This window comes from Pseudomonas persica (assembly GCF_900291015.1).
In the GTDB taxonomy this organism is placed as follows: domain Bacteria; phylum Pseudomonadota; class Gammaproteobacteria; order Pseudomonadales; family Pseudomonadaceae; genus Aquipseudomonas.
In genome coordinates this window covers 32,897-57,809 of sequence record NZ_OLKL01000044.1, presented here as the reverse complement: position 1 = coordinate 57,809, position 24,913 = coordinate 32,897, and the positions used below count along the sequence as shown (strand labels likewise).

At 63.9% G+C, this 24,913-nt stretch carries 25 protein-coding genes; 22 read left to right on the top strand and 3 right to left on the bottom strand.

Features of this window, described 5'->3' with window-relative positions; genetic code table 11:
• The first annotated feature begins 167 nt into the window (after positions 1-167).
• From fliL to FQ664_RS20185, 22 genes are all read left to right on the top strand, one after another.
• Positions 168-665 carry a flagellar basal body-associated protein FliL gene (gene fliL, locus FQ664_RS20290; protein ID WP_144174439.1) on the top strand — a complete coding sequence of 166 codons (498 nt, stop codon included), beginning with the start codon at positions 168-170 and terminating at the stop codon, positions 663-665.
• Between the two features lie 9 nt (positions 666-674).
• Complete coding sequence (fliM, locus tag FQ664_RS20285; RefSeq protein ID WP_144174437.1) at positions 675-1,643, top strand: flagellar motor switch protein FliM; 969 nt, start codon at positions 675-677, stop codon at positions 1,641-1,643.
• A 47-nt stretch (positions 1,644-1,690) separates the two neighbouring features.
• Positions 1,691-2,161, top strand: a complete 471-nt coding sequence (fliN, locus tag FQ664_RS20280) for a flagellar motor switch protein FliN (protein WP_144174435.1) — start codon at positions 1,691-1,693, stop codon at positions 2,159-2,161.
• 12 nt (positions 2,162-2,173) lie between these two features.
• Positions 2,174-2,608, top strand: coding sequence for a flagellar biosynthetic protein FliO (fliO, locus tag FQ664_RS20275; protein ID WP_144174433.1), 435 nt, complete (start codon positions 2,174-2,176; stop codon positions 2,606-2,608).
• On the top strand, positions 2,608-3,363 hold the full coding sequence (gene fliP / locus FQ664_RS20270; RefSeq protein WP_144174431.1) for a flagellar type III secretion system pore protein FliP: 756 nt from the start codon (positions 2,608-2,610) through the stop codon (positions 3,361-3,363). Before fliO ends, fliP begins: the two co-directional genes overlap by 1 nt.
• 21 nt (positions 3,364-3,384) lie before the next feature.
• Positions 3,385-3,654, top strand: coding sequence for a flagellar biosynthesis protein FliQ (gene fliQ, locus FQ664_RS20265; protein ID WP_144174429.1), 270 nt, complete (start codon positions 3,385-3,387; stop codon positions 3,652-3,654).
• Between the two features lie 7 nt (positions 3,655-3,661).
• Positions 3,662-4,438: a flagellar biosynthetic protein FliR gene (gene fliR / locus FQ664_RS20260; RefSeq protein WP_144174427.1), complete on the top strand. Its 777-nt coding sequence runs from the start codon at positions 3,662-3,664 to the stop codon at positions 4,436-4,438.
• 2 nt (positions 4,439-4,440) lie between these two features.
• Positions 4,441-5,583 carry a flagellar biosynthesis protein FlhB gene (gene flhB / locus FQ664_RS20255; protein WP_144174425.1) on the top strand — a complete coding sequence of 381 codons (1,143 nt, stop codon included), beginning with the start codon at positions 4,441-4,443 and terminating at the stop codon, positions 5,581-5,583.
• Between the two features lie 218 nt (positions 5,584-5,801).
• Entirely contained in the window at positions 5,802-7,931 is a 2,130-nt protein-coding gene (gene flhA, locus FQ664_RS20250; RefSeq protein ID WP_144174424.1) for a flagellar biosynthesis protein FlhA, read from the top strand.
• A gap of 11 nt (positions 7,932-7,942) precedes the next feature.
• The gene (gene flhF / locus FQ664_RS20245) at positions 7,943-9,253 is read left to right on the top strand and encodes a flagellar biosynthesis GTPase FlhF (RefSeq protein WP_144174422.1); all 1,311 of its coding nucleotides are present in this window, start codon (positions 7,943-7,945) and stop codon (positions 9,251-9,253) included.
• A 93-nt stretch (positions 9,254-9,346) separates the two neighbouring features.
• Positions 9,347-10,180: a flagellar synthesis regulator FleN gene (fleN, locus tag FQ664_RS20240; RefSeq protein WP_003254408.1), complete on the top strand. Its 834-nt coding sequence runs from the start codon at positions 9,347-9,349 to the stop codon at positions 10,178-10,180.
• Complete coding sequence (gene fliA / locus FQ664_RS20235) at positions 10,177-10,917, top strand: RNA polymerase sigma factor FliA (RefSeq protein ID WP_056805242.1); 741 nt, start codon at positions 10,177-10,179, stop codon at positions 10,915-10,917. The genes fleN and fliA overlap by 4 nt, the downstream gene beginning before the upstream one ends.
• A 108-nt stretch (positions 10,918-11,025) precedes the next feature.
• A complete protein-coding gene (locus FQ664_RS20230; protein WP_178091023.1) occupies positions 11,026-11,400 on the top strand; it encodes a chemotaxis response regulator CheY in 375 nt (124 codons plus the stop codon).
• A gap of 20 nt (positions 11,401-11,420) precedes the next feature.
• On the top strand, positions 11,421-12,209 hold the full coding sequence (locus FQ664_RS20225; protein ID WP_144174418.1) for a protein phosphatase CheZ: 789 nt from the start codon (positions 11,421-11,423) through the stop codon (positions 12,207-12,209).
• Positions 12,210-12,221: 12 nt separating this feature from the next.
• Positions 12,222-14,453 (top strand): chemotaxis protein CheA, encoded by a 2,232-nt coding sequence (locus FQ664_RS20220; protein WP_144174416.1) that lies wholly within the window; start codon positions 12,222-12,224, stop codon positions 14,451-14,453.
• Between the two features lie 46 nt (positions 14,454-14,499).
• Positions 14,500-15,633: a protein-glutamate methylesterase/protein-glutamine glutaminase gene (locus FQ664_RS20215; RefSeq protein WP_144174414.1), complete on the top strand. Its 1,134-nt coding sequence runs from the start codon at positions 14,500-14,502 to the stop codon at positions 15,631-15,633.
• On the top strand, positions 15,633-16,373 hold the full coding sequence (locus FQ664_RS20210; RefSeq protein ID WP_144174513.1) for a flagellar motor protein: 741 nt from the start codon (positions 15,633-15,635) through the stop codon (positions 16,371-16,373). The genes FQ664_RS20215 and FQ664_RS20210 overlap by 1 nt, the downstream gene beginning before the upstream one ends.
• A 3-nt stretch (positions 16,374-16,376) precedes the next feature.
• Entirely contained in the window at positions 16,377-17,234 is an 858-nt protein-coding gene (motD, locus tag FQ664_RS20205; RefSeq protein WP_144174412.1) for a flagellar motor protein MotD, read from the top strand.
• A 218-nt stretch (positions 17,235-17,452) separates the two neighbouring features.
• Positions 17,453-18,241, top strand: coding sequence for a ParA family protein (locus FQ664_RS20200; protein ID WP_144174410.1), 789 nt, complete (start codon positions 17,453-17,455; stop codon positions 18,239-18,241).
• A complete protein-coding gene (locus tag FQ664_RS20195; RefSeq protein WP_144174408.1) occupies positions 18,241-19,164 on the top strand; it encodes a CheW domain-containing protein in 924 nt (307 codons plus the stop codon). The genes FQ664_RS20200 and FQ664_RS20195 overlap by 1 nt, the downstream gene beginning before the upstream one ends.
• A gap of 41 nt (positions 19,165-19,205) precedes the next feature.
• Positions 19,206-19,685: a chemotaxis protein CheW gene (locus FQ664_RS20190; protein ID WP_003254393.1), complete on the top strand. Its 480-nt coding sequence runs from the start codon at positions 19,206-19,208 to the stop codon at positions 19,683-19,685.
• 1 nt (position 19,686) lies between these two features.
• A complete protein-coding gene (locus FQ664_RS20185) occupies positions 19,687-20,082 on the top strand; it encodes a DUF2802 domain-containing protein (RefSeq protein WP_085623148.1) in 396 nt (131 codons plus the stop codon).
• A gap of 8 nt (positions 20,083-20,090) precedes the next feature.
• Here the strand turns inward: FQ664_RS20185 and FQ664_RS20180 are convergent, their stop codons facing one another.
• From FQ664_RS20180 to fliK, 3 genes are all read right to left on the bottom strand, one after another.
• On the bottom strand, positions 20,091-22,844 hold the full coding sequence (locus FQ664_RS20180) for a dermonecrotic toxin domain-containing protein (protein ID WP_144174407.1): 2,754 nt from the start codon (positions 22,842-22,844) through the stop codon (positions 20,091-20,093).
• A 68-nt stretch (positions 22,845-22,912) separates the two neighbouring features.
• Positions 22,913-23,254 carry an EscU/YscU/HrcU family type III secretion system export apparatus switch protein gene (locus FQ664_RS20175; RefSeq protein WP_144174405.1) on the bottom strand — a complete coding sequence of 114 codons (342 nt, stop codon included), beginning with the start codon at positions 23,252-23,254 and terminating at the stop codon, positions 22,913-22,915.
• Positions 23,251-24,807: a flagellar hook-length control protein FliK gene (fliK, locus tag FQ664_RS20170; protein WP_144174404.1), complete on the bottom strand. Its 1,557-nt coding sequence runs from the start codon at positions 24,805-24,807 to the stop codon at positions 23,251-23,253. The genes FQ664_RS20175 and fliK overlap by 4 nt, the downstream gene beginning before the upstream one ends.
• Between the last annotated feature and the right edge of the window lie 106 nt (positions 24,808-24,913).

The following is a 24,913-nucleotide window of genomic DNA, read 5'->3' as shown; positions in this document are numbered from 1 at the left end:
ACAATGCAGGACTCGAAACCTGTGGAGGTCCTGTGGGAGCGGGTTCACCCGCGAAGAAGCCAGCACAGTTGTCCCTGCCGAAAACTCCCTTCTGCAAAATCTGGCATAACACTTGCTCAGGCCAAGCCATCCTCCCTTGAACCCCCGATGGACGACGGATTATTGGCATGGCGAAGAGCGAAGCAGTCAAAGACCCCGCCACTAAAGGCAAACTCAAGTTGATCCTGCTGGCGGTAGTGGGCCTGTTGCTGGCGATCGGCCTTTCGGTGGGCGCTACCTGGTTCATCATGCACAAGAGCGAGCCGGCCCCGGCCGCCGAACCTGCAGCCAGCAACGTCAAGCCTGCGGCCATCTACGAAGCGCTGGCCCCGGCCTTCGTGGTCAACTTCAACCAGAACGGTCGCCAGCGCTACATGCAGGTGAGCATCACCCTGCAAGCGCGCAACCAGGCTGACCTGGATGCCCTCAAGGTGCACATGCCGGTGATCCGCAACAACCTGGTGATGATGTTCTCCGGGCAAGGCTTCGACGCCCTGGCCGGCAGCCCGGTCGGGCAGGAAATGCTGCGCCAGAAGGCCACTGCGGTGGTCCAGGAAGTGGCGCAGAAGGAAGTCGGCAAGCCGGTCGTCGACCAGTTGCTGTTCACCAATTTCGTATTGCAGTAGGAGTCCGCAATGGCCGTACAGGACCTGCTGTCCCAGGATGAAATCGATGCCCTGTTGCATGGTGTCGACGACGGGCTGGTGCAGACCGAGAGTGCATCCGAGCCTGGCAGTATCAAAAGCTACGACCTGACCAGTCAGGACCGTATCGTCCGGGGTCGCATGCCGACCCTGGAAATGATCAACGAGCGCTTCGCCCGTTACACCCGTATTAGCATGTTCAACCTGCTGCGTCGCTCCGCCGACGTGGCGGTGGGTGGCGTGCAGGTGATGAAGTTCGGCGAATACGTGCACTCGCTGTACGTGCCGACCAGCCTCAACCTGGTCAAGATCAAGCCGCTGCGCGGTACCTCGCTGTTCATCCTTGACGCCAAGCTGGTGTTCAAGCTGGTGGACAACTTCTTCGGTGGCGACGGCCGCCACGCCAAGATCGAAGGCCGCGAGTTCACCCCCACCGAGTTGCGGGTGGTGCGCATGGTGCTGGACCAGTGCTTCGTCGACCTCAAGGAAGCCTGGCAGGCAATCATGCCGGTTACCTTCGAGTACATGAACTCCGAGGTCAACCCGGCCATGGCCAACATCGTCGGCCCCAGCGAGGCGGTGGTGGTGTCGACCTTCCACATCGAGCTGGACGGCGGTGGCGGCGACCTGCACGTGACCATGCCGTACTCGATGATCGAGCCGGTGCGGGAGATGCTCGATGCCGGTTTCCAGTCCGACCTGGACGACCAGGACGAGCGCTGGGTCAAGGCCCTGCGCGAGGACGTGCTGGACGTGGCTGTGCCGGTGAGCGCCACGGTCGCCCGGCGCCAGCTGAAACTGCGCGACATCCTGCACATGCAGCCTGGCGACGTGATCCCGGTGGAGCTGCCCGAGCACCTGGTGCTGCGTGCCAATGGCGTGCCTTCGTTCAAGGCGCGCCTGGGTTCGCACAAAGGCAACCTGGCGCTGCAGATCATCGACCCGATCGAACGCCGCTGACGGCGTGCCGGTCGCTCATAACGTATTGAATGCCTGTCGAGGAAATCATGGCTAACGAAAACGAGATCACCTCCCCAGAGGACCAGGCGCTGGCCGATGAGTGGGCTGCGGCACTGGAAGAAACCGGTGCAGCCGGCCAGGCCGACATTGATGCACTGCTGGGGGGCGACACCGGCAGCAGCATCGGCGGCCCGGGTCGCTTGCCAATGGAAGAGTTCGCCAGCTCGCCGAAGCCGAGCGAAAACGTCAGCCTCGAAGGGCCGAACCTGGACGTGATCCTGGACATTCCGGTGAGCATCTCCATGGAAGTGGGCAGCACCGAGATCAACATCCGCAACTTGTTGCAGCTCAACCAGGGTTCGGTAATCGAGCTCGACCGCCTGGCCGGTGAGCCGCTCGATGTACTGGTCAACGGCACGCTGATCGCCCATGGCGAAGTGGTGGTGGTCAACGAGAAGTTCGGCATCCGCCTGACCGACGTGATCAGCCCCAGCGAACGTATCAAGAAGCTGCGCTGAGTGCAGGGCACGATGCGCGCCGTCATGGCGTTCGCCGCGCTGCTCGCCAGCCAGGCTTGCCTGGCTGCGGCCACGCCGACGGCGACCCCGGCAGCGGCGCCTGGCAGCCTCGGCGGGCAACTGGCGCAGATGGTCTTCGGCCTGCTGCTGGTGGTCGGCCTGATCTTCCTCCTGGCCTGGTTGCTGCGGCGTCTGCAGAGCACGGCGGTGAAGGGCGGGCAGGTGATCGAGATCGTCGGCAGTCGGGCCATCGGCCCGCGTGATCGCCTGTTGCTGGTGCAGGTGGGCAAGGCGCAGATCCTGATCGGCCATACCCCCGGCAGCATCGAGGCCCTGCATGTGCTGGCCGAACCCGTGGAAGTGCCGGAAAGCGCCCGCCAGGCGACGCCGGAGTTTGCCCAGCGGCTGATGGAGCTGATGGGCAAGGACCCTAAGGACAAGAAGTGATGAGCGGCGCGCTGCGTATGTTGTTGATTTTGGTGCTGCTGCTGGCTGCGCCGCTGGCCCTGGCCGCCGACCCGCTGTCGATCCCGGCCATTACCCTGTCCAATACTCCGGATGGGCAGCAGGAGTATTCGGTCAGCCTGCAAATCCTGCTGATCATGACGGCGCTCAGCTTCATCCCGGCGTTCGTCATCCTGATGACCAGCTTCACCCGCATCATCATCGTGTTCTCGATCCTGCGTCAGGCGCTGGGCCTGCAGCAGACGCCGTCGAACCAGTTGCTCACCGGCATGGCGCTGTTCCTGACCCTGTTCATCATGGCCCCGGTATTCGACCGGGTGAACCAGGATGCGCTGCAGCCATACCTGAAGGAACAGATGACCGCCCAGCAGGCCATCGACAAGGCCCAGGGGCCGCTCAAGGACTTCATGCTGGCGCAAACCCGGCAAAGCGACCTCGACCTGTTCATGCGCCTGTCCAAGCGCACCGACATCGCCGGCCCGGAGCAGGTGCCGCTGACGATCCTGGTGCCGGCGTTCGTCACCTCCGAGCTGAAGACCGCGTTCCAGATCGGCTTCATGATCTTCATCCCGTTCCTGATCATCGACATGGTGGTGGCCAGTGTGCTGATGGCCATGGGCATGATGATGCTGTCGCCGCTGATCATCTCGTTGCCGTTCAAGATCATGCTGTTCGTGCTGGTCGATGGCTGGGCGCTGATCATGGGCACCTTGGCCAGCAGTTTCGGCGGCGTCTGACGCCGTCAAGGAGAGCCGCCGATGACACCTGAAGTAGCTGTCGACCTGTTCCGCGATGCCTTGTGGCTGACCACCTTGATGGTAGCCGTGCTGGTGGTGCCAAGCCTGCTGGTGGGCCTGGTGGTGGCGATGTTCCAGGCCGCCACGCAGATCAACGAACAGACCTTGAGCTTTCTGCCACGCCTGCTGGTGATGCTGATCACGCTGATCGTTGCCGGGCCGTGGCTGGTGCAGAAGTTCATGGAGTACATCACCAGCCTGTATACCAACATCCCGCATCTGATCGGTTGACGCAGCGATGCTTGAGCTGAGCGATACGCAGATCGGCACCTGGGTCGCCACCTTCATCCTGCCGTTGTTCAGGGTGACCGCGGTGCTGATGACCATGCCGATCTTCGGCACCCGCATGTTGCCGGCGCGGGTGCGCCTGTACGTGGCGGTGGCAATTACCGTGGTGATCGTGCCAGCGCTGCCGCCCCTGCCTGAATTCGACCCGTTGAGCCTGCGCGGTTTGCTGCTGTGCGCCGAGCAGATCATCGTCGGCGCGCTGTTCGGCCTGGCCTTGCAGCTGCTGTTCCAGGTCTTCGTGATTGCCGGGCAGATCGTCGCGGTGCAGATGGGCATGGCCTTCGCTTCGATGGTCGACCCGGCCAACGGTGTCAACGTCGCGGTGGTCAGCCAGTTCATGACCATGCTGGTGAGCGTGTTGTTCCTGCTGATGAACGGCCACCTGGTGGTGTTCGAGGTGCTGACCGAAAGCTTTACCACCTTGCCGGTGGGCAACGCGCTGGTGGTCAACCATTTCTGGGCGCTGGCCGGGCGCCTGGGCTGGGTGTTCGCCGCCGGCCTGCTGCTGATTCTGCCGGTGATCGCCGCGCTGCTGGTGGTGAACATTGCCTTCGGTGTGATGACTCGCGCCGCACCGCAGCTGAACATCTTCTCCATCGGTTTCCCGCTGACCCTGGTCATGGGCATGTTCATTTTCTGGGTCGGCCTGGCCGACGTGCTGTCCCACTACCAGGCATTGGCCAGCGAAGCGCTGCAATGGCTGCGTGAACTGGCGAGGGCGCGCTGAGCATGGCGGAAAGCGAGAGCGGTCAGGACAAGACAGAAGACCCCACCGAGAAACGCAAGCGCGATGCCCGCGAGAAAGGCGAGATTGCGCGTTCCAAGGAGCTGAACACGGTGGCGGTGACCTTGGCCGGCGCCGGTGGCCTGCTGGCGTTCGGTGGTCACCTGGCCGAGACGCTGCTGGAGATGATGCGCATGAACTTCAGCCTGACCCGCGACATCATCGTCGATGAGCGGGCCATGGGCGCCTTCCTGATGTCCTCGGGCAAGATGGCGATATGGGCGACCCAGCCAGTGCTGATCCTGCTGTTCGTGATCTCTTTCGTGGCGCCTATCGCCCTTGGCGGTTTCCTGTTTTCCGGTAGCCTGTTGCAGCCCAAGTTCAGCCGCATGAACCCGCTGTCGGGGATCAAGCGCATGTTCTCGATGAATGCCCTGACCGAGCTGCTCAAGGCGCTGGCCAAGTTCTTCGTGATCCTGGTGGTGGCGGTGGTGGTGCTGGTCAACGATCGCCAGGCCTTGCTGTCGATCGCCAACGAGCCGCTGGAGCAGGCGATCATCCACAGTCTGCAGGTAGTGGGCTGGAGTGCGTTGTGGATGTCCGCCGGGCTGTTGCTGATTGCGGCGGCGGACGTGCCGTTCCAGCTGTGGCAGACACACAAGAAGCTGAAGATGACCAAGCAGGAAATCAAGGACGAGTACAAGGACAGCGAAGGCAAGCCCGAGGTCAAGCAGCGTATTCGCCAACTGCAGCGCGAGGTGTCGCAGCGGCGCATGATGGCGGCTGTGCCCGAAGCAGACGTGATCATCACCAACCCGACGCATTATGCGGTGGCCTTGCAATACGACCCGGAGAAAGGCGGGGCGGCGCCATTGCTGCTGGCCAAGGGAACGGACTTCATTGCCTTGAAGATTCGCGAGATCGGCGTGGAGCACAAGATCCAGATCCTCGAATCGCCGGCCCTGGCGCGGGCGATCTACTACTCCACCGAACTTGAGCAGGAAATCCCTGCCGGTTTGTACCTGGCGGTGGCGCAGGTGCTGGCCTATGTGTTCCAGATCCGCCAGTACCGCGCTGGCAAGGGCAAGCGCCCGGAGCCGCTGAAGGACGACCTGCCGATCCCGCCGGACCTGCGTCGCGACAGTTGACCTTGTGTCAGGGCTTCTGGCCCTTTCGCGGGTAAACCCGCTCCTACAGGTCCTCTGCGGGCCTTGAAAGCTGTGCGGTCCCTGTGGGAGCGGGTTCACCCGCGAAGAGGCCGGAACAGGCAACATAAATCCCCCGTCGAGCAAAGTTGGAAAGCTTCTTGCAATGCCAGCGCCAGGCGCCCCCTGTGCGTCAAAGTTTTGCATCAAGAGGACTCGCGGTGGATCGCACTCAGTTAATCAGCAACGCCCGTAACAACCTGGTCGGGCTCGGCCGGGGCAACCTGGGTGTGCCGCTGTTGCTGCTGGTGATGTTGGCAATGATGATGTTGCCGATACCGCCGTTCCTGCTCGACGTGTTCTTCACCTTCAACATCGCCCTGTCGATCGTGGTGCTGCTGGTCTGCGTGTACGCCCTGCGCCCGCTCGATTTCGCTGCCTTCCCCACCATCCTGCTGGTGGCCACGCTGTTGCGTCTGGCCCTGAACGTGGCCTCCACTCGCGTGGTCATGCTGCATGGCCAGGAAGGCCATGGTGCCGCCGGTAAGGTGATCCAGGCCTTCGGTGAGGTGGTGATCGGCGGTAACTACGTAGTCGGCGCCGTGGTGTTCGCCATCCTCATGATCATCAACTTCGTGGTGGTGACCAAGGGCGCCGGGCGTATCTCGGAAGTCAGTGCGCGTTTCACCCTCGACGCCATGCCCGGCAAGCAGATGGCCATCGACGCCGACCTCAACGCCGGCCTGATCGACCAGGCCCAGGCCAAGCTCCGCCGGGCCGAGGTGGCGCAGGAGGCCGAGTTCTACGGCTCGATGGACGGTGCCAGCAAGTTCGTGCGTGGTGACGCCATCGCCGGCTTGCTGATCCTGTTCATCAACCTGATCGGCGGCATGCTGATCGGCATGCTGCAGCATGGTATGAGCTTCGGCGATGCCGGCAAGGTGTATGCCCTGTTGACCATCGGTGACGGTTTGGTGGCGCAATTGCCATCACTGCTGCTGTCCACTGCCGCCGCGATCATGGTCACCCGCGCCTCGGGCTCGGAGGACATGGGCAAGCTGATCAACCGGCAGATGTTCGATTCGCCCAAGGCCCTGGCGGTGTCCGGTGCGTTGATGATCGTCATGGGCCTGGTGCCGGGCATGCCGCACGTGGCCTTCCTCAGCCTCGGCCTGCTGGCCGGTGGCGGCGCCTACCTGGTATGGAAGAAACAGCAGAAGGCCAAGCTGCAGGCGCAGCAGGAAGCGCAGCGCCAGCAGGACCTGCTGCCCTCGCCACAGCGTGCGCTGGAAACCAAGGAGTTGGGCTGGGATGACGTCACGCCGATCGACATGATCGGCCTGGAGGTTGGCTACCGGCTGATCCCGCTGGTCGATCGCAACCAGGGCGGCCAGTTGCTGGCGCGGATCAAGGGGGTGCGCAAGAAGCTGTCGCAAGACCTGGGCTTCCTCATGCCCACCGTGCACATCCGTGACAACCTCGACCTGCAACCCAGCGCCTATCGCCTGACCCTGATGGGGGTGATCCTGGCCGAAGCCGAGATCTACCCGGACCGCGAGCTGGCCATCAACCCGGGGCAGGTGTTCGGCAGCCTCAACGGCATTGCCGCACGCGACCCGGCGTTTGGCCTGGAGGCCGTGTGGATCGACGTCGGCCAGCGCTCCCAGGCGCAGTCGCTGGGCTACACCGTGGTCGACGCCAGTACCGTGGTGGCCACTCACCTCAACCAGATCCTGCAGAAGCACTGCCACGAGCTGATCGGTCACGAAGAGGTCCAGCAACTGCTGCAGGTGTTGGCCAAGGCATCGCCTAAACTTGCAGAAGAGCTGGTACCGGGTGTCATTTCCTTGTCGGGTCTGCTCAAGGTGCTGCAAGCGCTGTTGTCGGAACAGGTGCCGGTGCGCGATATTCGCAGCATCGCCGAGGCGATCGCGAACAACGCCGGCAAGAGTCAAGATACCGCCGCGCTGGTGGCGGCAGTGCGCGTCGGATTGTGTCGCGCCATCGTGCAAAGCATTGTCGGCGTTGAGTCGGAGCTGCCCGTGATTACCCTGGAGCCGAGGTTGGAACAGATTTTGCTCAATAGTCTGCAAAGGGCCGGGCAAGGTCAGGAAGACGGTGTTCTTCTGGAACCGAGCATGGCCGAGAAGCTGCAGCGTTCGCTGATCGAAGCGGCCCAGCGCCAGGAAATGCAGGGTCAGCCGGCCATCCTCCTGGTCGCCGGCCCGATCCGCGCCATGCTGTCGCGTTTCGGTCGCCTGGCTGTACCGAATTTGCATGTTCTGGCGTATCAGGAAATACCTGACAACAAGCAAGTCACCATCGTTGCCACCGTGGGCCCTAACGGCTGAGGTAGGGGATAATGCAAGTTAAGCGATTTTTCGCCGCCGATATGCGTCAGGCCATGAAGCTGGTCCGTGATGAGCTGGGCGCCGATGCCGCCATCATAGGCAACCGCCGCATCGCCGGCGGTGTCGAGCTGACGGCCGCGCTGGACTACAAGCTGTCCGCCCTGGCCCCGCGTGTGCCCAACGCCGAGCTGGAAGAAGAGCTGCGCAAGACCCATACGCGTATTGCCACTGCCCAGGCCGAGCTGGGCCACCGTCAGGACAGCAGCGACAACAACCGCCAATTGTTCGCCGGGCAGTCGCTGACCGCCGCCGAGCCGTTGATCGAGCCGCACGTCGATGTTCCCGAGGCCGCTGTTGCAGCCCCAGCGTCGGCACCGGTCGACCCGCGCCTGTTCGATGCCATGCGCTCCGAGCTGTCGGGCCTGCGCGAGCTGCTGGAAGTGCAGCTCGGCTCGCTGGCCTGGAATCAGCTGCAGGGTAGCAAGCCGCAGCAGGCCACCGTCTGGCGCCGCCTGCAGCGCATCGGCCTGTCCGGGCCGATCGCCCGCGAGCTGCTGGACCTGACCGCCGAGATCGACGAGCCACGCCAGGCCTGGCGCATGCTGCTGGCGCACCTGGCGCGGATGATCGAAATCCCCGAGATCGAGCCGATCGAAGAGGGCGGGGTGATCGCCATGGTCGGCCCGGCCGGCATGGGCAAGACCACCACCCTGGCCAAGCTGGCCGCCCGCTACGTGCTCAAGTACGGCGCGCAGAACCTGGCGCTGGTGAGCATGGACAGCTTCCGCATCGGCGCCCAGGAGCAGCTCAAGACCCTCGGTCGCATCCTCAACGTGCCGGTGACCTATGTCGATCCGGGCCAGTCGCTGGCCGCGGCGCTGGAGCCGCTGCTGCGCAAGCGCGTGGTGCTGATCGATACCGCCGGCCTGCAGGCCAGCGACCCGGCCCTGCGCATGCAACTGGAAACCCTGGCCGGGCGTGGCATTGCCGCGAAGAACTACCTGGTGCTGGCCACCACCAGCCAGAAGCAGGTGCTGACCGCCGCCTACCACAGCTACAAGCGCTGCGGCCTGGCCGGTTGCATACTGACCAAACTCGATGAGACGGCGAGCCTTGGCGACGTGCTGAGCCTTGCCATCAGTCATGAACTGCCAGTGGCCTACCTGACCGATGGGCCGCGCATTCCTGACGACCTGCACCTGCCTCGGGGGCACCAGTTGGTCACCCGCGCGGTCAATGTGCAGCAGCAGGACGAGCCCAGCGAAGAGGCCATGGCCGACATGTTCGCTGATCTCTATCACAACCCAAGGAGAGCGGGTTGATGATGAAACGTATGCAAGGTAGCTATACCAAGGGGTATCTACAATTCCCCCGCGTGTGGCCTGAGTCCCCGCGAGATAAGGTAAAGAACAGACATGGGTAGCATGCATCCCGTACAGGTGATTGCCGTGACCGGCGGCAAAGGTGGCGTCGGCAAGACTAACGTTTCAGTGAACCTGTCCCTGGCGTTGGCCGAGCTTGGTCGCAGGGTCATGCTGCTCGACGCCGACCTGGGCCTGGCCAATGTCGACGTGCTGCTGGGCCTCACTCCCAAGCGGACCTTGGCCGATGTCATTGAAGGGCGCTGCGAGCTGCGTGACGTGATGCTGCAGGGCCCCGGTGGTGTGCGCATCGTGCCGGCGGCCTCGGGCACGCAGAGCATGGTGCACCTGGCTCCTGCCCAGCATGCCGGGCTGATCCAGGCGTTCAGCGAAATTGGCGACAACCTTGATGTGCTGGTGATCGACACTGCGGCCGGTATCGGTGACTCGGTGGTCAGCTTCGTCCGCGCCGCTCAGGAAGTGTTGCTGGTGGTATGCGACGAGCCCACCTCGATCACCGATGCCTACGCCCTGATCAAGTTGCTCAACCGCGACTACGGCATGAACCGTTTCCGTGTGCTGGCCAACATGGCGCAGAGCCCGCAGGAAGGGCGCAACCTGTTCGCCAAGCTGACCAAGGTCACCGACCGCTTCCTCGACGTTGCCCTGCAGTACGTGGGCGCCGTGCCATATGACGAGTGCGTGCGCAAGGCGGTGCAGAAACAGCGCGCGGTCTACGAAGCTTTCCCGCGCTCCAAGTGCGCGCTGGCCTTCAAGGCAATTGCCCAGAAGGTCGACAGCTGGCCGCTGCCGGCCAACCCGCGCGGTCACCTGGAGTTCTTTGTCGAGCGCCTGGTGCAACCCACCAGCGCGGGACCTGTGCTATGAGTGCCAGCGGCTTCAAGATGTACAGCCGGGCGTCGAAAGACGCCCAGTACGAGCTGATCGAACGCTACGCCCCACTGGTCAAGCGCATCGCCTACCACCTGCTGGCGCGGCTGCCGGCCAACGTGCAGGTCGAGGACCTGATCCAGGCCGGCATGATCGGCCTGCTGGAAGTGGCCAACAAGTACGACGCCAGCAAGGGCGCCAGCTTTGAAACCTATGCCGGCATCCGCATTCGCGGGGCCATGCTGGACGAAGTGCGCAAGGGCGACTGGGCACCGCGTTCGGTGCACCGCAACACGCGCATGGTCAGTGACGCGATGCGTGCAGTGGAAGCCAGAACCGGCCGTGACGCTAAAGATCATGAAGTTGCTGCCGAACTCCAATTGAGTCTCGATGATTACTACGGGATCTTGAACGATACCCTGGGCAGCCGCCTGTTCAGCTTCGACGACCTGTTGCAGGACGGCGAGCACGAAGGGTTGCATGAGGATGGCGCCAGTGGCCAGGTCGAGCCCGCGCGTGGCCTGGAGGACGAGCGCTTTCAGGTTGCCCTGACCGAGGCCATCGCCAATCTGCCGGAGCGTGAACGCCTGGTGCTGGCGCTGTACTACGACGAGGAGCTGAACCTCAAGGAAATTGGTGAGGTGCTTGGGGTCAGCGAGTCGCGGGTCAGCCAGTTGCACAGCCAGTGTGCTGCGCGCCTGCGCAGCCGCCTGGGGGAATGGCGGGCGCGTTGAGCCCGCTGTCGTTGCAGTCCTTTTCCACGTTGTACCGAATTGAATGAGTGCGTGCCCGGTAGGCCGGGCACGCTTGAGACTGCTTGGAGGTCTAGATTGGACAAGAACATGAAAATCCTCATCGTTGACGACTTTTCGACGATGCGGCGAATCATCAAGAACCTGTTGCGTGACCTGGGCTTCACCAACACCGACGAAGCCGATGACGGCATCACGGCGCTGCCGATGCTGGAAAGCGGCCACTACGATTTCCTGGTGACCGACTGGAACATGCCTGGCATGTCCGGCATCGACCTGCTGCGTAAAGTGCGTGCCAGCGACAAACTGAAAAGCATGCCGGTACTGATGGTGACTGCCGAGGCCAAGCGCGACCAGATCATCGAAGCGGCCCAGGCCGGCGTCAATGGCTACGTGGTCAAGCCGTTCACCGCCCAGGTGCTCAAAGAAAAGATCGAGAAGATCTTCGAACGCGTCAACGGCTGAGTCACGTCAGGGGGGGCGCCATGGATTCATCACAAACGTCTTTGGGCGAGTTCGAATCGACCCTGAAGAAGCATGCCCAGGAGCTGGTCGAAAGCCTGGAGCGGGGCCGTTTCGGCGAGGCGGTGCAGCTGATTCACGAGCTGAACCAGACCCGCGACCGCGGCCTGTACCAGGAAGTCGGCAAGCTGACCCGCGAGCTGCACAGTGCCATCGTCAGTTTCCAGATCGACCCGACCATGCCGCAGGCCGAGGAGGTGTCGCAGATAACCGACGCCACCGAACGCCTGTCGTACGTGGTCAAGCTCACCGAGGGCGCGGCCAACCGCACCATGGACCTGGTCGAGGAGAGCACCCCGGTGCTCAACGACCTGGCCAGCGAGGCCAAGGCCCTGAGCACCGACTGGCAACGCTTCATGCGCCGCGAAGTGGCCGCGCCGGAGTTCCGTGACCTGGTCAAACGCGTCGACAGTTTCCTGACGCACAGCGCCGAAGGTAACCGCAAGGTTGCCGGCCACCTCAACGACATTCTGCTGGCCCAGGACTATCAGGACCTGACCGGCCAGGTGATCAAGCGCGTCACCACCCTGGTTACCGAGGTGGAAAACAACCTGCTCAAACTGGTGCTGATGGCCAGCCAGGTCGACCGCTTTGCTGGTATCCAGCATGACCACGATCAACTGCGCGCAGAAAAAGATCGAGAAAAACATCCGACTCGGGGTGAAGGTCCGCAGATTCATGCCGATAAGCGTGAAGATGTCGTGTCCGGTCAGGACGATGTCGATGATCTGCTGTCCAGCCTGGGTTTTTAAGGAGCACGTTTGATGAGCTTCGGCGCCGATGAAGAAATCCTCCAGGATTTCCTGGTAGAAGCCGGCGAAATTCTTGAGCAACTGTCCGAGCAACTGGTCGAGCTGGAAAGCCGGCCCGACGATGCCGACCTGCTCAATGCGATCTTTCGCGGTTTCCACACTGTAAAAGGGGGCGCCGGCTTCCTTCAGCTGAACGAGCTGGTGGAGTGCTGCCATATCGCCGAGAACGTGTTCGACATCCTGCGCAAAGGTGAGCGCCGGGTCGACGCGGAACTGATGGATGTGGTGCTCGAAGCACTGGACACGGTCAACAGCATGTTTGGCCAGGTGCGCGAGCGTGCCGAAGTGACCGCAGCCACCCCCGAGCTGCTGGCGGCGTTGTCACGTCTTGCCGAGCCGGGGGGCGCCGAAGCCGTTGAAGCGCCTGCCGCGGCGGCGCCGGAGCCGCTTGCCGAAGCGCCGGCCGAGGAGCAGGACATCACCGACAGCGAGTTCGAACAGCTGCTCGATTCGCTCGATGCGGTCAAGGCACAAGCTGCGGCCGACGAGCAGATGCAAGGCGAAACCGTCAGCGGCGAAGGTGACGAAATCACCGACACCGAGTTCGAGTCGCTGCTCGACCAACTGCACGGCAAAGGCCAGTTCAGCGCCGAGGTTGCCGCGCAGCCGGTCGCCAGCGCGCCGGCAGCGGCCAGCGACGAAATTACCGACGCCGAATTCGAATCGCTGCTGGACCAGTTGCATGGCAAGGGCACCTTCCAGGCCGATGCCTTGCCCGGCGCCAAGGCGCCGGCGCCTGCCGCAGCTGACACCAGTGCAGCCGGCGACGAAATCAGCGAGCACGAGTTCGAGGCGCTGCTGGACCAGTTGCACGGCAAGGGCAAGTTCGGCGGCGATGTTGCCGCCGTCGATGCCCCGGCTGCGGCCAAGGTGCAAGCGCCGGCCGCGGCCAAGGCCGACAGCCAGCCCGTGGCCAAGCCAGCTGCTGCTGCGCCGGTATCGGCACCTGCCAGCAAACCGGCCGCAGCACCCCGCGCCCCGGCCCCGGCCGCCGACAAGCATGTCGTCAGCGAAGCGGAAACCACCGTGCGGGTCGACACCGCGCGCCTGGACGAGATCATGAACATGGTCGGCGAACTGGTGCTGGTGCGTAACCGCCTGGTGCGCCTGGGCCTGAACAGTGGCGACGAGGCCATGTCCAAGGCCGTATCCAACCTCGACGTGGTCACCGCCGACCTGCAGACCGCGGTGATGAAAACCCGCATGCAGCCGATCAAGAAAGTCTTCGGCCGCTTCCCGCGCCTGGTACGCGACCTGGCCCGCCAGCTGAAGAAAGAGATCAACCTGGAGCTGGTCGGCGAAGAGACCGACCTTGACAAGAACCTGGTCGAGGCCCTGGCCGACCCGTTGGTGCACCTGGTGCGCAACGCCGTCGACCATGGCGTGGAAATGCCCGATGAGCGTGAAGCTTCCGGCAAGGCGCGCACCGGCCGCGTGGTGCTGTCGGCCGAGCAGGAGGGCGACCACATCCTGCTGTCGATCTCTGACGACGGCAAGGGCATGGACCCCAACATCCTGCGCGCCAAGGCCGTGGAAAAGGGCCTGATGGACAAGGATGCCGCCGATCGCCTGAGCGAGTCGGACTGCTACAACCTGATCTTCGCCCCGGGCTTCTCGACCAAGACCGAGATTTCCGACGTGTCCGGCCGCGGTGTGGGCATGGACGTGGTGAAGACCAAGATCTCCCAGCTCAACGGCTCGATCAACATCTTCTCGGCCAAGGGCCAGGGCTCGAAGATCGTCATCAAGGTGCCGCTGACCCTGGCGATCATGCCGACCCTGATGGTGATGCTGGGCAACCAGGCGTTCGCCTTCCCGCTGGTCAACGTCAACGAGATCTTCCACCTCGACCTGTCGCGCACCAATGTGGTCGACGGCCAGGAAGTGGTGATCGTGCGCGACAAGGCGCTGCCGCTGTTCTACCTCAAGCGCTGGCTGGTCCAGGGCCAGGTGCACGAAGAGCAGCACGAGGGTCATGTGGTGATCCTGTCGGTCGGCACCCAGCGCATCGGTTTTGTCGTCGATCAACTGGTAGGCCAGGAAGAGGTGGTAATCAAGCCGTTGGGCAAGATGCTGCAGGGCACCCCGGGCATGTCCGGGGCCACCATCACCGGCGACGGTCGCATCGCGTTGATTCTCGACGTCCCGAGCATGCTCAAGCGTTACGCCGCGCGGCGTATTTGATTTCGGTGGCGCACCCTGGCGGGTTGCGCCGCCTAATGGAGTGTTTATGGCAGTCAAGGTCCTGGTGGTGGATGATTCCGGTTTCTTCCGCCGCCGCGTCTCGGAAATCCTCTCGGCGGATCCGACGATCCAGGTAGTGGGTACCGCGACCAACGGCAAGGAAGCAATCGACCAGGCGCTGGCGCTCAAGCCCGATGTCATCACCATGGACTACGAAATGCCCATGATGGACGGCATCACCGCGGTGCGGCACATCATGCAGCGCTGCCCGACGCCGGTGTTGATGTTCTCGTCGCTGACCCACGAAGGCGCCCGTGTCACTCTCGATGCACTGGATGCCGGGGCGGTGGATTACCTGCCGAAGAACTTCGAGGACATCTCGCGCAATCCCGAAAAGGTCAAGCAGCTGCTGTGCGAGAAGGTGCATACCATTTCCCGCAGCAACCGCCGTGTTGGCAGCTACGCAAGCCATGCGCCGGTCGCCGCACCTGCGCCAGCAAGCAGCAGCCACACACCCGCCAGCAGTTTTGCCAGCCCGGCAGCGGCGCGCACACCTGCGCCTGCCCGTGCAGCGGCGCTGGCAGCGGCGCCAGCGCACTCGCCTGCACCCAGGCGCAAGCCTTACAAGCTGGTGGCCATCGGCACCTCCACAGGTGGTCCGGTTGCCCTGCAGCGGGTGCTGACCCAGCTGCCGGCCAACTTCCCGGCACCGATCGTGCTGATCCAGCACATGCCGGCGGCGTTCACCAAGGCCTTTGCCGAACGCCTGGACAAGCTGTGCCGCATCAGCGTCAAGGAAGCCGAGGACGGCGACATGCTGCGCCCGGGCCTGGCCCTGCTGGCCCCCGGCGGCAAGCAGATGATGATCGACGGCCGTGGCACGGTGAAAATCCTGCCCGGTGACGAGCGCCTGAACTACAAACCGTGCGTGGATATCACCTTCGCCTCGGCGGCCAAGTCGTATGGCGACAAGGTGCTGTCGGTGGTGCTTACCGGCATGGGCGCCGATGGCCGCGAAGGTGCGCGCCTGCTCAAACAGGCCGGCAGCACGGTGTGGGCCCAGGATGAAGCCAGCTGCGTGATCTATGGCATGCCCATGGCCATCGTCAAGGCCAACCTGGCCGACGCGGTATACAGCCTGGACGAAATCGGCAAGCACCTGGTGGAGGCGTGCGTCTGATGGACGTGCTCAGCCTGATCGGCCTGATCCTCGCCTTTGTCGCCATCGTCGGTGGTAACTTCCTCGAAGGCGGCCATGTCGGTGCCCTGATCAATGGCCCGGCGGCGCTGATCGTGCTGGGCGGCACCCTGGCGGCGGCCTTGCTGCAGTCGCCACTGCCGTCGTTCAAGCGTGCTCTGCAGATTCTGCGCTGGATCCTGTTTCCGCCACGGGTCGACCTGGCGGGCGGGGTCGACCGCGTCGTCAACTGGAGCCTGACCGCGCGCAAGGAAGGCCTGCTGGGCCTGGAAGGGGTGGCCGACAGCGAGCCTGACCCGTATGCGCGCAAGGGCCTGCAGCTGCTGGTGGATGGCGCCGAGCCAGAGGCCATCCGCAGCATCCTCGAAGTCGATTTTCTGACTCAGGAAAGCCGCGATATCCAGGCCGCGAAGGTGTTCGAGAGCATGGGTGGCTACGCGCCGACCATCGGCATCATCGGTGCGGTGATGGGCCTCATCCACGTGATGGGCAACCTGGCCGACCCGTCGCAGCTGGGCAACGGCATTGCCGTGGCCTTTGTCGCGACCATCTACGGGGTGGCCAGCGCCAACCTGGTGCTGCTGCCGATCGCCAGCAAGCTCAAGGCCGTCGTCATGCGCCAGTCGCGTTACCGCGAGATGCTGCTCGAGGGCCTGCTGTCTATTGCCGAGGGTGAGAACCCGCGCTCGATCGAGCTGAAGCTGCAAGGCTTCATGGAGTAACCCATGCGTCGCCGTCGCCATACCGAGGAACACGAAAACCACGAACGCTGGCTGGTGTCGTACGCCGACTTCATCACTTTGCTGTTCGCCTTTTTCGTGGTGATGTACTCGATTTCCTCGATCAACGAGGGCAAGTACAAGGTCATTTCCCAGGCCTTGCTCGGTGTGTTCAACGACCCCGAGCGCAGCATGAAGCCGATCCCCGTCGGCGAAGAGCGGCCACTGAGCGTGCGCCCGGCCGAGCCGTTGGTGAAGGACAGCGAGCAGACCGAGGCGGGCCTGGGGGCGACCAGTGTCGACCCGCTGAAAACCATCAGCGATGACGTGCGCGATGCCTTTGGCGACCTGATCAATAGCGACCAGATGACCGTGCGCGGCAATGAACTGTGGATCGAGATCGAGCTCAATTCCTCGTTGCTGTTCGGCAGCGGCGATGCCATGCCCAGCGACAAGGCATTTGCCATCATCGAGAAGGTGGCCGGCATTCTCAAGCCGTTCGCCAACCCGGTGCACGTCGAAGGCTTTACCGACAACCTGCCGATCCGCACCGCGCAGTACCCGACCAACTGGGAGCTGTCGTCGGCGCGGGCGGCGAGCATCGTGCGCCTGCTGGCCATGGAGGGGGTCAACCCGGCGCGCATGGCCTCGGTCGGCTACGGCGAGTACCAGCCGGTGGCGAGCAACGACACTGCCGAAGGCCGTGCGCGCAACCGCCGCGTGGTGCTGGTGATTTCGCGCAACCTCGAAGTGCGCCGCAGCCTGACTGGCTCGGGCAGTGCCCATGCCACGCCGGATGCCGCATTGCGCCGGGCTGGCACACAAAGTGCACCGGCAACGCCAGCAACGGTGGCGGGGCAGTAACTCGTCAATTCTCTGTCACCGTTTTCAGGTGGGTGGGATTGCCGCCGCCCCCTGTGGGAGCGGGTTCACCCGCGAAGAAGCCGACACGGTGCATGGCACCGGCTGCGCCGGTGTTCGCGGCTAAACCCGCTCCCACAGGGATCGTGCGAGCTTCAAAATCTGCGCAAGACAGTGGTTTTTACCGTGTCCCTGCCAAATCAATAGATAGAGTTTGCTTGATGAGAGTCTGGGCAGTAGCCAATCAAAAAGGTGGCGTCGGCAAGACCACCACTACCATCGCCCTGGCTGGCCTGCTGGCAGAGGCCGGCAAGCGCGTGGTCGTCGTCGACCTCGACCCGCACGGCTCGATGACCAGCTATTTCGGGCACAACCCCGATGCCCTGGAGCACAGCAGCTACGACCTGTTCCTGCACAAGGGCGCGGTGCCTGAGGGCCTGCCTGGGCAATTGCTGTTACCCACCAGTGACGAACGCATCTCGCTGTTGCCGTCGAGCACCGCGTTGGCGGTGCTGGAGCGCCAGTCGCCGGGGCAGAGCGGCCTGGGCCTGGTGATCGCCAAGAGTCTGGCGCAGCTGTGGCAGGATTTCGACTATGCCCTGATCGACAGCCCACCCTTGCTCGGTGTGCTGATGGTCAATGCCCTGGCCGCCAGCCAGCAACTGGTGGTCCCGGTGCAAACCGAATTCCTGGCGGTGAAGGGGCTGGAGCGCATGGTCGGTACCCTGGCCATGGTCAACCGCTCGCGCAAGCAGGCGCTGCCCTACCAGATCGTGCCGACCCTGTTCGACCGTCGTACCCAGGCCTCCCTGGGCACGCTCAAGCTGCTGCGTGACACCTATGGCCAGCATGTGTGGCAGGGCTACATCCCGGTGGATACGCGCCTGCGCGACGCCAGCCGCAAGGGCGTCACGCCCTCGCAGTTCGACAGCAAGAGCCGCGGGCTGATCGCTTACCGAGCGCTGCTCAAGCACCTGCTGACCTACAAAACCGCAGCGCAGGTGGCCTGATGACCCAGACCCGGCAAACCAGTACCCGGCCACAGATGGCCCTGCAGTCGTACCTCGACGGCTTGCTGCAGGAGGCCACCGAAGCCGAAGACCTGTTCGAGGCGCCGGTAGTGGCAGACAAGTTCGTCGAAGCGGTGCGCGAAGAGCAGGTGCGTGATGCCTTGCAGCAGGCCAGGCCGGCGCCCGCCGAAGCCACCACCAGCCCCGCCCCGCGGCCGTTCGCCGAGCCCAGGCTGGCGGTGCTGCCCAGCGTGATGCCGGTGGAAGCGCCGGTGGTGACGGTGCTCGAGCGCGAGGTGGTGGCCGAGGCCAGCATCCCGGTGCTGGTCGAAGAACAAACCATGGAACCGGCAGTGCCGCTGGTGGATTTGCACCTGCCGGCGCAGCCGTTGGTAAATGTGCACCTGGCGTCGCCCGAGGTGCCCGTGCCCCCGGCCACGGTCGATGGCCGCCCGGCCTGGGCCGCCGAACCGTTCGAATGCCTGCTGTTCGACGTGGCCGGCCTGACTCTGGCGGTGCCGCTGGTGTGCCTGGGTTCGATCTACACCCTGGCCGGTCAGGAACTGACGCCGCTGTTCGGCCAGCCCGACTGGTTCCTGGGCATCCTGACCTGCCAGGCCGGCAACCTGAAGGTGCTGGACACCGCGCGTTGGGTGATGCCCGACCGCTACCGCGATGATTTTCGCCAGGGCCTGCAATACGTGATTTCCGTGCAGGGCTACGAATGGGGACTGGCCGTGCACCAGGTCAGCCGCTCGCTGCGCCTGGACCCGTCCGAGATCAAGTGGCGCAGCCAGCGTGGCCAGCGCCCGTGGCTGGCCGGCACGGTGATTGAACACATGTGTGCACTGCTCGACGTCGCTGCACTGGCCGAGCTGATCGCCAGTGGCGCGGTCAAGCAGATGCACGCCAAACAGAAATGACACCGAACACACCGCCGATGGCGGATTTTGAGGGTAGGGGAATGAAAAAGTCGTCTGCACAAGGTTCCGAAGATCCGATCCTGCAGTGGGTTACCTTCCGTCTGGACAATGAGTCCTACGGCATCAACGTGATGCAGGTGCAGGAAGTGTTGCGCTACACCGAAATCGCCCCGGTGCCGGGTGCGCCAAGCTACGTGCTGGGCATCATCAACCTGCGTGGCAACGTGGTGACGGTGATCGACACCCGCCAACGCTTTGGCCTGATGCCGACCGAAGTCACCGACAACACCCGTATCGTGATCATCGAGGCCGACAAGCAGGTGGTCGGTATCCTGGTCGACAGCGTGGCCGAGGTGGTGTACCTGCGCCAGTCCGAGATCGAGACTGCGCCGAACGTGGGTAACGAAGAGTCGGCCAAGTTCATCCAGGGCGTGTGCAACAAGAACGGCGAACTGCTGATCCTGGTCGAGCTGGACAAGATGATGACCGAGGAAGAGTGGTCCGAGCTGGAGAACATCTGAGTTGATCCTAGAGGTTGCTGTCATCTTCCTGGCACTGGTCTGGGCGCTGAGCCTGTGGTTTTTCCTGAACTACAGCAAGCGCCAGCGCGAGCTGGCTGCGCAGCAGGCCGAGGGTGATGCCCTGCGTGACCAGCGCATCAAGGACTTGGCCAAGCGCCTGGACGACTACCAGAACGGTACCGTGCGCATGGGCGAGGCGCTGCACGAGCTGAGCGTGGCCGTAGCACCGCTGCCCGACAAGATCCAGCAGCTGGAGCAGCGTGACCCGCATAATGTCACCTTCACCCAGGCGGCCAAGCTGGTGGGCATGGGGGCCAGCGTGGCCGAGCTGACCGAGAGCTGCGGTCTGACCCAGGCCGAGGCGGAGCTGATGAGCAAGCTGCATCGCAGCGGGTAGTTGTTGACTCATGAGTGGCTCCAGGAATGATTGCCGCCAACCTTGGCGAAGCGGTTGAGGGGGAGCAGCGTGTTCATGGCCTGCTGGCCGCGGGCCAGATCGACGAACTGGTAGGCATTGACCCGCGGGAGGGTGTAGAGGTTGACCAGCTGCCGCAGAATGCGCAGTTGCGGCAGGTGGCGGTCGACCACATCGGTGAGCATGGCAGGGCCGGTAAGGCGGCTCAGGCGGTTGGCATAGCGATAGAAGTTGGCGGGATCATCGGCCAGGCTGGGCTTGCTGTCGTAGAAGTCCGGGTTGGTCTGGTAGCGGGCGTGCATTTCTTCGGATATGGCCTCGAGCAACGGGTTGCCCGGGTGGCTGCCGATCAGGCTGGTGTTGTACAGGCAGTTCATGCCCAGCGTTTCGTTGGACATGGGCGGCGCCAGCAGCACACCATCAAGCGTGGTGACCAGCGCTACCTGATCGATGGCTTCGCCGGGGCTGCCGGCGGGTTGCCCGTCGATGCCCTGCGGGTATTCGCCAGTGGCGAGCAGGGCATCGTCAACGTCCATGTACAAGCCGCCTTCGTGATGCAGCATCGGGTAGCGCAGTACATCGGAGGCCGAGGCGTAGTTGGTGGCAATGCCGCCGTTGCCATCCAGTGCGGCGTCGTACTGGGCGTAGTAGCGGCTTTGCCGAAAGGCCCTGAAGAACGCTTGCTCTTCCAGTGGCAGCACCTGCACCCCGGGGGCGTGTTCGGCCAGCAGTTGCAGGTTTTCGGCATACGCCCGGGGGGCGTCTTTGGAGAGGAACAGGCGTAACTTGTACGCGCTGTCCTTCAAGCGCATGGCATTCCTGCCCAGGTTAGCCAGCAGCTTTGGGCTGATGACGCGATCGCCGACCCATAGGCACGAAATCTGTTTGGGGATCGCATGGCTGCCGCCGGCCGGAACCGGTATCTCCACGGGCAGTGTAAGGTCGACGCCCAGGGCTCGCAGGCTTTGGCAGCGCATTGCGTTGCTGGGCACGCGGGAGATGGGGGCAGCCACCAAGTCTCGGAGGCCGGCTTGGGCAATGTAACCGGTAGGGTCGATCTCGTTCAGATCGCCTTCGCGAATGAACACATCCCTTTGCAGGTCGTAGACCATGCGCTGGCTGTAGCCTTCGATACAGGCGTCGAGGTTGTCGACATTGCCGTCGTACAGGGGCACCCGGATGATCGAGTCGGCGATGGCCTGATTGCAATCGGGCAGTGGCGTGATCGGCTGATGAGTATGGAAATAAGGTGCGCCTTCAGGCGCTGGCAGACGCGGGGCTGAGACGGGACTCAACGGGTAACCGATCTGCTCGTTCAAGCGGGCGGGTGGTACGAAGCCATCGAGCTTGAACTCGAACAACGCTTTGGCCTTGGCGGCGCCTGCGATAGCCAGCGGCACAGCATTGAACAGGCCCCAGGTGATGTTGCCGATGCCATCCTGCTTTTCGCGCAGCGACTTGCCATTGATGGCCAGGTCCAGCCCCAGGCCCAGTTGCGCGATGCCGCCAATGGCCAACAGTGGCGCCAGCCCGGGTACTACCAGGCATAGCGGCGCCAGCAGGTTGAGGGTGCTGGTCAGGTAACCGGTCCAGCGGGCTTTGCTGATCTGGCTGTCGGTGGTGATCAGGAACGCTGCATCGTCGTAACTGCGTTGGCGCTGGCACTCTGCTAGCGCCTGGAACAGCTCTCCGCCAATGTCGGGGGAGTATTTTTCCGGGCGGTAATTGACGTAGGTGCGCGGTGACCACTTGCCGTCGTCGTTGAAAAAGCCATGTTCAGGCGGCAAAGGGTGGCGGGCGGGGTACGCGGCCAACCCTTCAAGGGCCGTATCCAGGCCGCTGAAATCCAGGCCTTGAGGGCCGTCGGCCAGTCTGAAATGTTGCTTCAGGGCTGCGCGCCTGAGCGGGTCTTTGCATTGTTGGCCAACCCAGTCCTTCATCAGGTTTTCGCTGGTGAACTCCAGCAGCGGCGAGCTGTTGCCGGGCATGTAGAGGACGGTTAAGTCGCTGACGGGGTCATTGAGGCACAGCAGGTCGGTTGCGGCGTAACCGTAGATGTTCAACAGGCTCACCCGCAGCGCCCCGCCACGGGTCATCAGCCCGACGGCTCGCCATATCAGCCTTCTCGCAGCCTCGCTGAGGCTGCCTTCACTGACTTGCTTGTTACAAGCCGCAATGAAGTTGAGCTTGCTGGCCAGCCGGTGGCCGGGCAGATGGTCACGCCAGTAGCGATCCAGTTCGGCCTTGAACGGGGTGTAGAAGTCCAGGTCGGCGATGAAGCGTTGCAACGCCTCGGCGGCTATCGGCAGGTGGGTCGAGGCGTCATAGCGTTGCGGGGTGGTTCGGCGGAACAGCCCATTGAACACCTGGTATGCGGCGCCGTAGTGGTTGAAGGCCGCTGCTGGCAGGCTCTCGACCAGGTGCTGGGGGCCGTCAGGCAAGGCGCCGGCCCACGGTTGGCGAAACACGGCGCTGAACAGATCGTTGTCGGACTCCCCTTGCCAGTTGCTCAGCAGGGCCTTGGGCAGGCTGATGCAGCGGGTGACGGCGACGTAGTTGCCCAGATGGCGGTCGGCTCTGTAATACAGCGTGACAACGTCGATCTGGGCGGGGTCGAAGTCATGGCCTTGCCTCGCCAGCCATTGGCGCAGCGTCCGGCTGGCTTCGCGGTCCGGGCGAGGCACCCGGCGCAGGTGGTCGCGCACATACTGTATGCCGGCGGCGTTGATACGGGTTGTGGACATGCATTCACCTTGCTCATTTACGGAAACGGCAAGGCTGAACGGCTGACGCCGGTCGCGGTGGTAGATAACTACCGGCTGCGGTTCGGCGGTAACAGCAGGGTTGTCGGGGTAACGTCGCGCGGTGTGTCTGGCTCATCGCTGAAGCCGGCCGGCACCTTGCCGCGCAATTGCCAGGCAAACGCAATGATCTCGGCAATGGTCAGGTACAGCGCCTCAGGGATCTGCTCGCCCAGCTCCAGCCGCGCCAGCAGGCACACCAGTTCGGCGTTTTCGTAGATCGGCACCTCGTGTTCACGGGCCAGCGCCAGGATGGCTTCGGCCAGTGCATCCTCGCCTTTGGCGCTGAGGGTGGGGGCCTGTTGGCCGTCATAGCTCAGGGCGATGGCCTGGCGCGGTTGACTTGCGTTCATGCGTTTTCATCCACCCAGCGTTGTTCTACCCGCGTGCGCGGGCCTTGTGGCGGAGTGCCGGGGTGACATTCCAGGTCGCCGACATCCAGGCCGCGTGCCAGCAGGCGTTCGCGCAGGGCGCCGAGCTGGGTTTCGATCAGCCGGGCGGTTTGTTCGCGTTCTGCCCACAGCTGCCCGCTCAGGCGACCCTGGCTCAATTGCGCCTGCACCTGCACCGGGCCAAGGGGCGACAGGTCGAAGGCCAGTTCGATACGCCACAGGGCCTGCAGCGGGTCCTGTGCTTCATGCTGGCGGTCGGCCTGCTGTTGTGGCGTTTCCTCGCGCTGCAGCTTGACCTGCAGCGGAATGAACTCCTGGCCGTGGCGGATCGGCACCTCGGTTTGCCAGGTGGTCTGCAGGTTGCCGTTTTCCAGGCTGCCGGTTTGTTGCAGGCTGCTCATGGCGTGGCTTTGCAGGCGCGATACGGCAGCGGCGGCCAGGCGCAGCAGTTGTTGCAGATCGCCTTCGTCCTCCATGGCCTTGAGCAGGCGCGACGGCAGCGGAAACGCGCCCGGCTGCTGCTTGGGGGTGACCCGTTCGAGCATGCCCAGCGCGCTGCGGGCCAAGGCCGGCATGGTCACGGCCAGGCTGGCGGGCGCCAGGTTGGGTACGCTGGGCACGCTGGCAGGTGCGAGGGTGATCAGCCGCAGCAAATGCACCTTGAGGTCAGTAGCGACGCTGGCAGGGAAGCCGCCCAGCAGTTTGGCTTCGAGGAAGGCACCGCTGTTGTTCAGGGCTTGGGCGACTGCCTTGGCATCACCCAGTTGCCGGGCTTCCGGCAGGTCGGCCAGCAGGCGTTCGGCGCTGGCGCGCAGTTCGCCATCGGCGCCCGGGTCGCGGGCCACCCGTTGCAGGGCATTGAGCAGGCCGGGCAGCGAAGCCTGGCGGTTTTGCTGGGTCAGCAACTGCTGGGCAATGCTGAGCTGGTCCTGACGGCCGCTGAGCGGCACGAAACGCAGCGACTGGTCGCCCTGCACCAGCGCGCTGAGCAGGCTGCCAACGGCCAGTGGGCGCGGGCTGTCCACACTCAGGGTGGCGCCGGCCTGGGCACTGTTGAGCAGGCTGACCAGCGCCCGGTAGACGGCGGGCTGGCCAGGTGCCTGGAGCAGTGCCTGGTTGGTCAGGACCTTGCCTTGCAGCAGGGTGCCGACCGGCACCTTGCTGGTGTCCAGACGGGTGAGGGTGGCGACCTGGCTGGCGCTGGCCTGCTGCAGCATGATCGTCAGGCGGTTGCTTTCGGTCTGGCTGACCGTGACCCGGCTACCTTCGGGCAGGGGCTGGCTGGCGCTGGCTTGCAGTTGGGTCTGGGTGCCGTTGGCCCGCATCAACCGCAGCACCAGCTGGAAGTCCTGGCCCACCTGGCGCAACGACATGACCTCGGCCTGCGCGGTCTCGCCGGGGGTCATCAAACCGGGCTGCGGTTGTGTCAGGCGCAGCAGTTCGCCGGTCATGCTGGCCTTGATGGCCTGGGGGCTGATCGCGGCTTGTGCGCCGAGACTATTGATTTCAGTCATGATTGTATAAAACCTGTCGAGCCCGCCCTCTTGGCAGCGCGGCGGTGTGTGTATTCATGCCGACCGCCCGTGGTTGCCAGTATAACGGCAGCGAGGGGGGCGACTT

Bases quoted from the DNA above. Each gene is read 5' to 3' on its own strand.
- fliL (WP_144174439.1), top strand. From the start codon at position 168: ATGGCGAAGAGCGAAGCAGTCAAAGACCCCGCCACTAAAGGCAAACTC.
- fliM (WP_144174437.1), top strand. From the start codon at position 675: ATGGCCGTACAGGACCTGCTGTCCCAGGATGAAATCGATGCCCTGTTG.
- fliN (WP_144174435.1), top strand. From the start codon at position 1,691: ATGGCTAACGAAAACGAGATCACCTCCCCAGAGGACCAGGCGCTGGCC.
- fliO (WP_144174433.1), top strand. From the start codon at position 2,174: ATGCGCGCCGTCATGGCGTTCGCCGCGCTGCTCGCCAGCCAGGCTTGC.
- fliP (WP_144174431.1), top strand. From the start codon at position 2,608: ATGAGCGGCGCGCTGCGTATGTTGTTGATTTTGGTGCTGCTGCTGGCT.
- fliQ (WP_144174429.1), top strand. From the start codon at position 3,385: ATGACACCTGAAGTAGCTGTCGACCTGTTCCGCGATGCCTTGTGGCTG.
- fliR (WP_144174427.1), top strand. From the start codon at position 3,662: ATGCTTGAGCTGAGCGATACGCAGATCGGCACCTGGGTCGCCACCTTC.
- flhB (WP_144174425.1), top strand. From the start codon at position 4,441: ATGGCGGAAAGCGAGAGCGGTCAGGACAAGACAGAAGACCCCACCGAG.
- flhF (WP_144174422.1), top strand. From the start codon at position 7,943: ATGCAAGTTAAGCGATTTTTCGCCGCCGATATGCGTCAGGCCATGAAG.
- fleN (WP_003254408.1), top strand. From the start codon at position 9,347: ATGGGTAGCATGCATCCCGTACAGGTGATTGCCGTGACCGGCGGCAAA.
- fliA (WP_056805242.1), top strand. From the start codon at position 10,177: ATGAGTGCCAGCGGCTTCAAGATGTACAGCCGGGCGTCGAAAGACGCC.
- FQ664_RS20230 (WP_178091023.1), top strand. From the start codon at position 11,026: ATGAAAATCCTCATCGTTGACGACTTTTCGACGATGCGGCGAATCATC.
- FQ664_RS20225 (WP_144174418.1), top strand. From the start codon at position 11,421: ATGGATTCATCACAAACGTCTTTGGGCGAGTTCGAATCGACCCTGAAG.
- FQ664_RS20220 (WP_144174416.1), top strand. From the start codon at position 12,222: ATGAGCTTCGGCGCCGATGAAGAAATCCTCCAGGATTTCCTGGTAGAA.
- FQ664_RS20215 (WP_144174414.1), top strand. From the start codon at position 14,500: ATGGCAGTCAAGGTCCTGGTGGTGGATGATTCCGGTTTCTTCCGCCGC.
- FQ664_RS20210 (WP_144174513.1), top strand. From the start codon at position 15,633: ATGGACGTGCTCAGCCTGATCGGCCTGATCCTCGCCTTTGTCGCCATC.
- motD (WP_144174412.1), top strand. From the start codon at position 16,377: ATGCGTCGCCGTCGCCATACCGAGGAACACGAAAACCACGAACGCTGG.
- FQ664_RS20200 (WP_144174410.1), top strand. From the start codon at position 17,453: ATGAGAGTCTGGGCAGTAGCCAATCAAAAAGGTGGCGTCGGCAAGACC.
- FQ664_RS20195 (WP_144174408.1), top strand. From the start codon at position 18,241: ATGACCCAGACCCGGCAAACCAGTACCCGGCCACAGATGGCCCTGCAG.
- FQ664_RS20190 (WP_003254393.1), top strand. From the start codon at position 19,206: ATGAAAAAGTCGTCTGCACAAGGTTCCGAAGATCCGATCCTGCAGTGG.
- FQ664_RS20180 (WP_144174407.1), bottom strand. From the start codon at position 22,844: ATGTCCACAACCCGTATCAACGCCGCCGGCATACAGTATGTGCGCGAC.
- FQ664_RS20175 (WP_144174405.1), bottom strand. From the start codon at position 23,254: ATGAACGCAAGTCAACCGCGCCAGGCCATCGCCCTGAGCTATGACGGC.
- fliK (WP_144174404.1), bottom strand. From the start codon at position 24,807: ATGACTGAAATCAATAGTCTCGGCGCACAAGCCGCGATCAGCCCCCAG.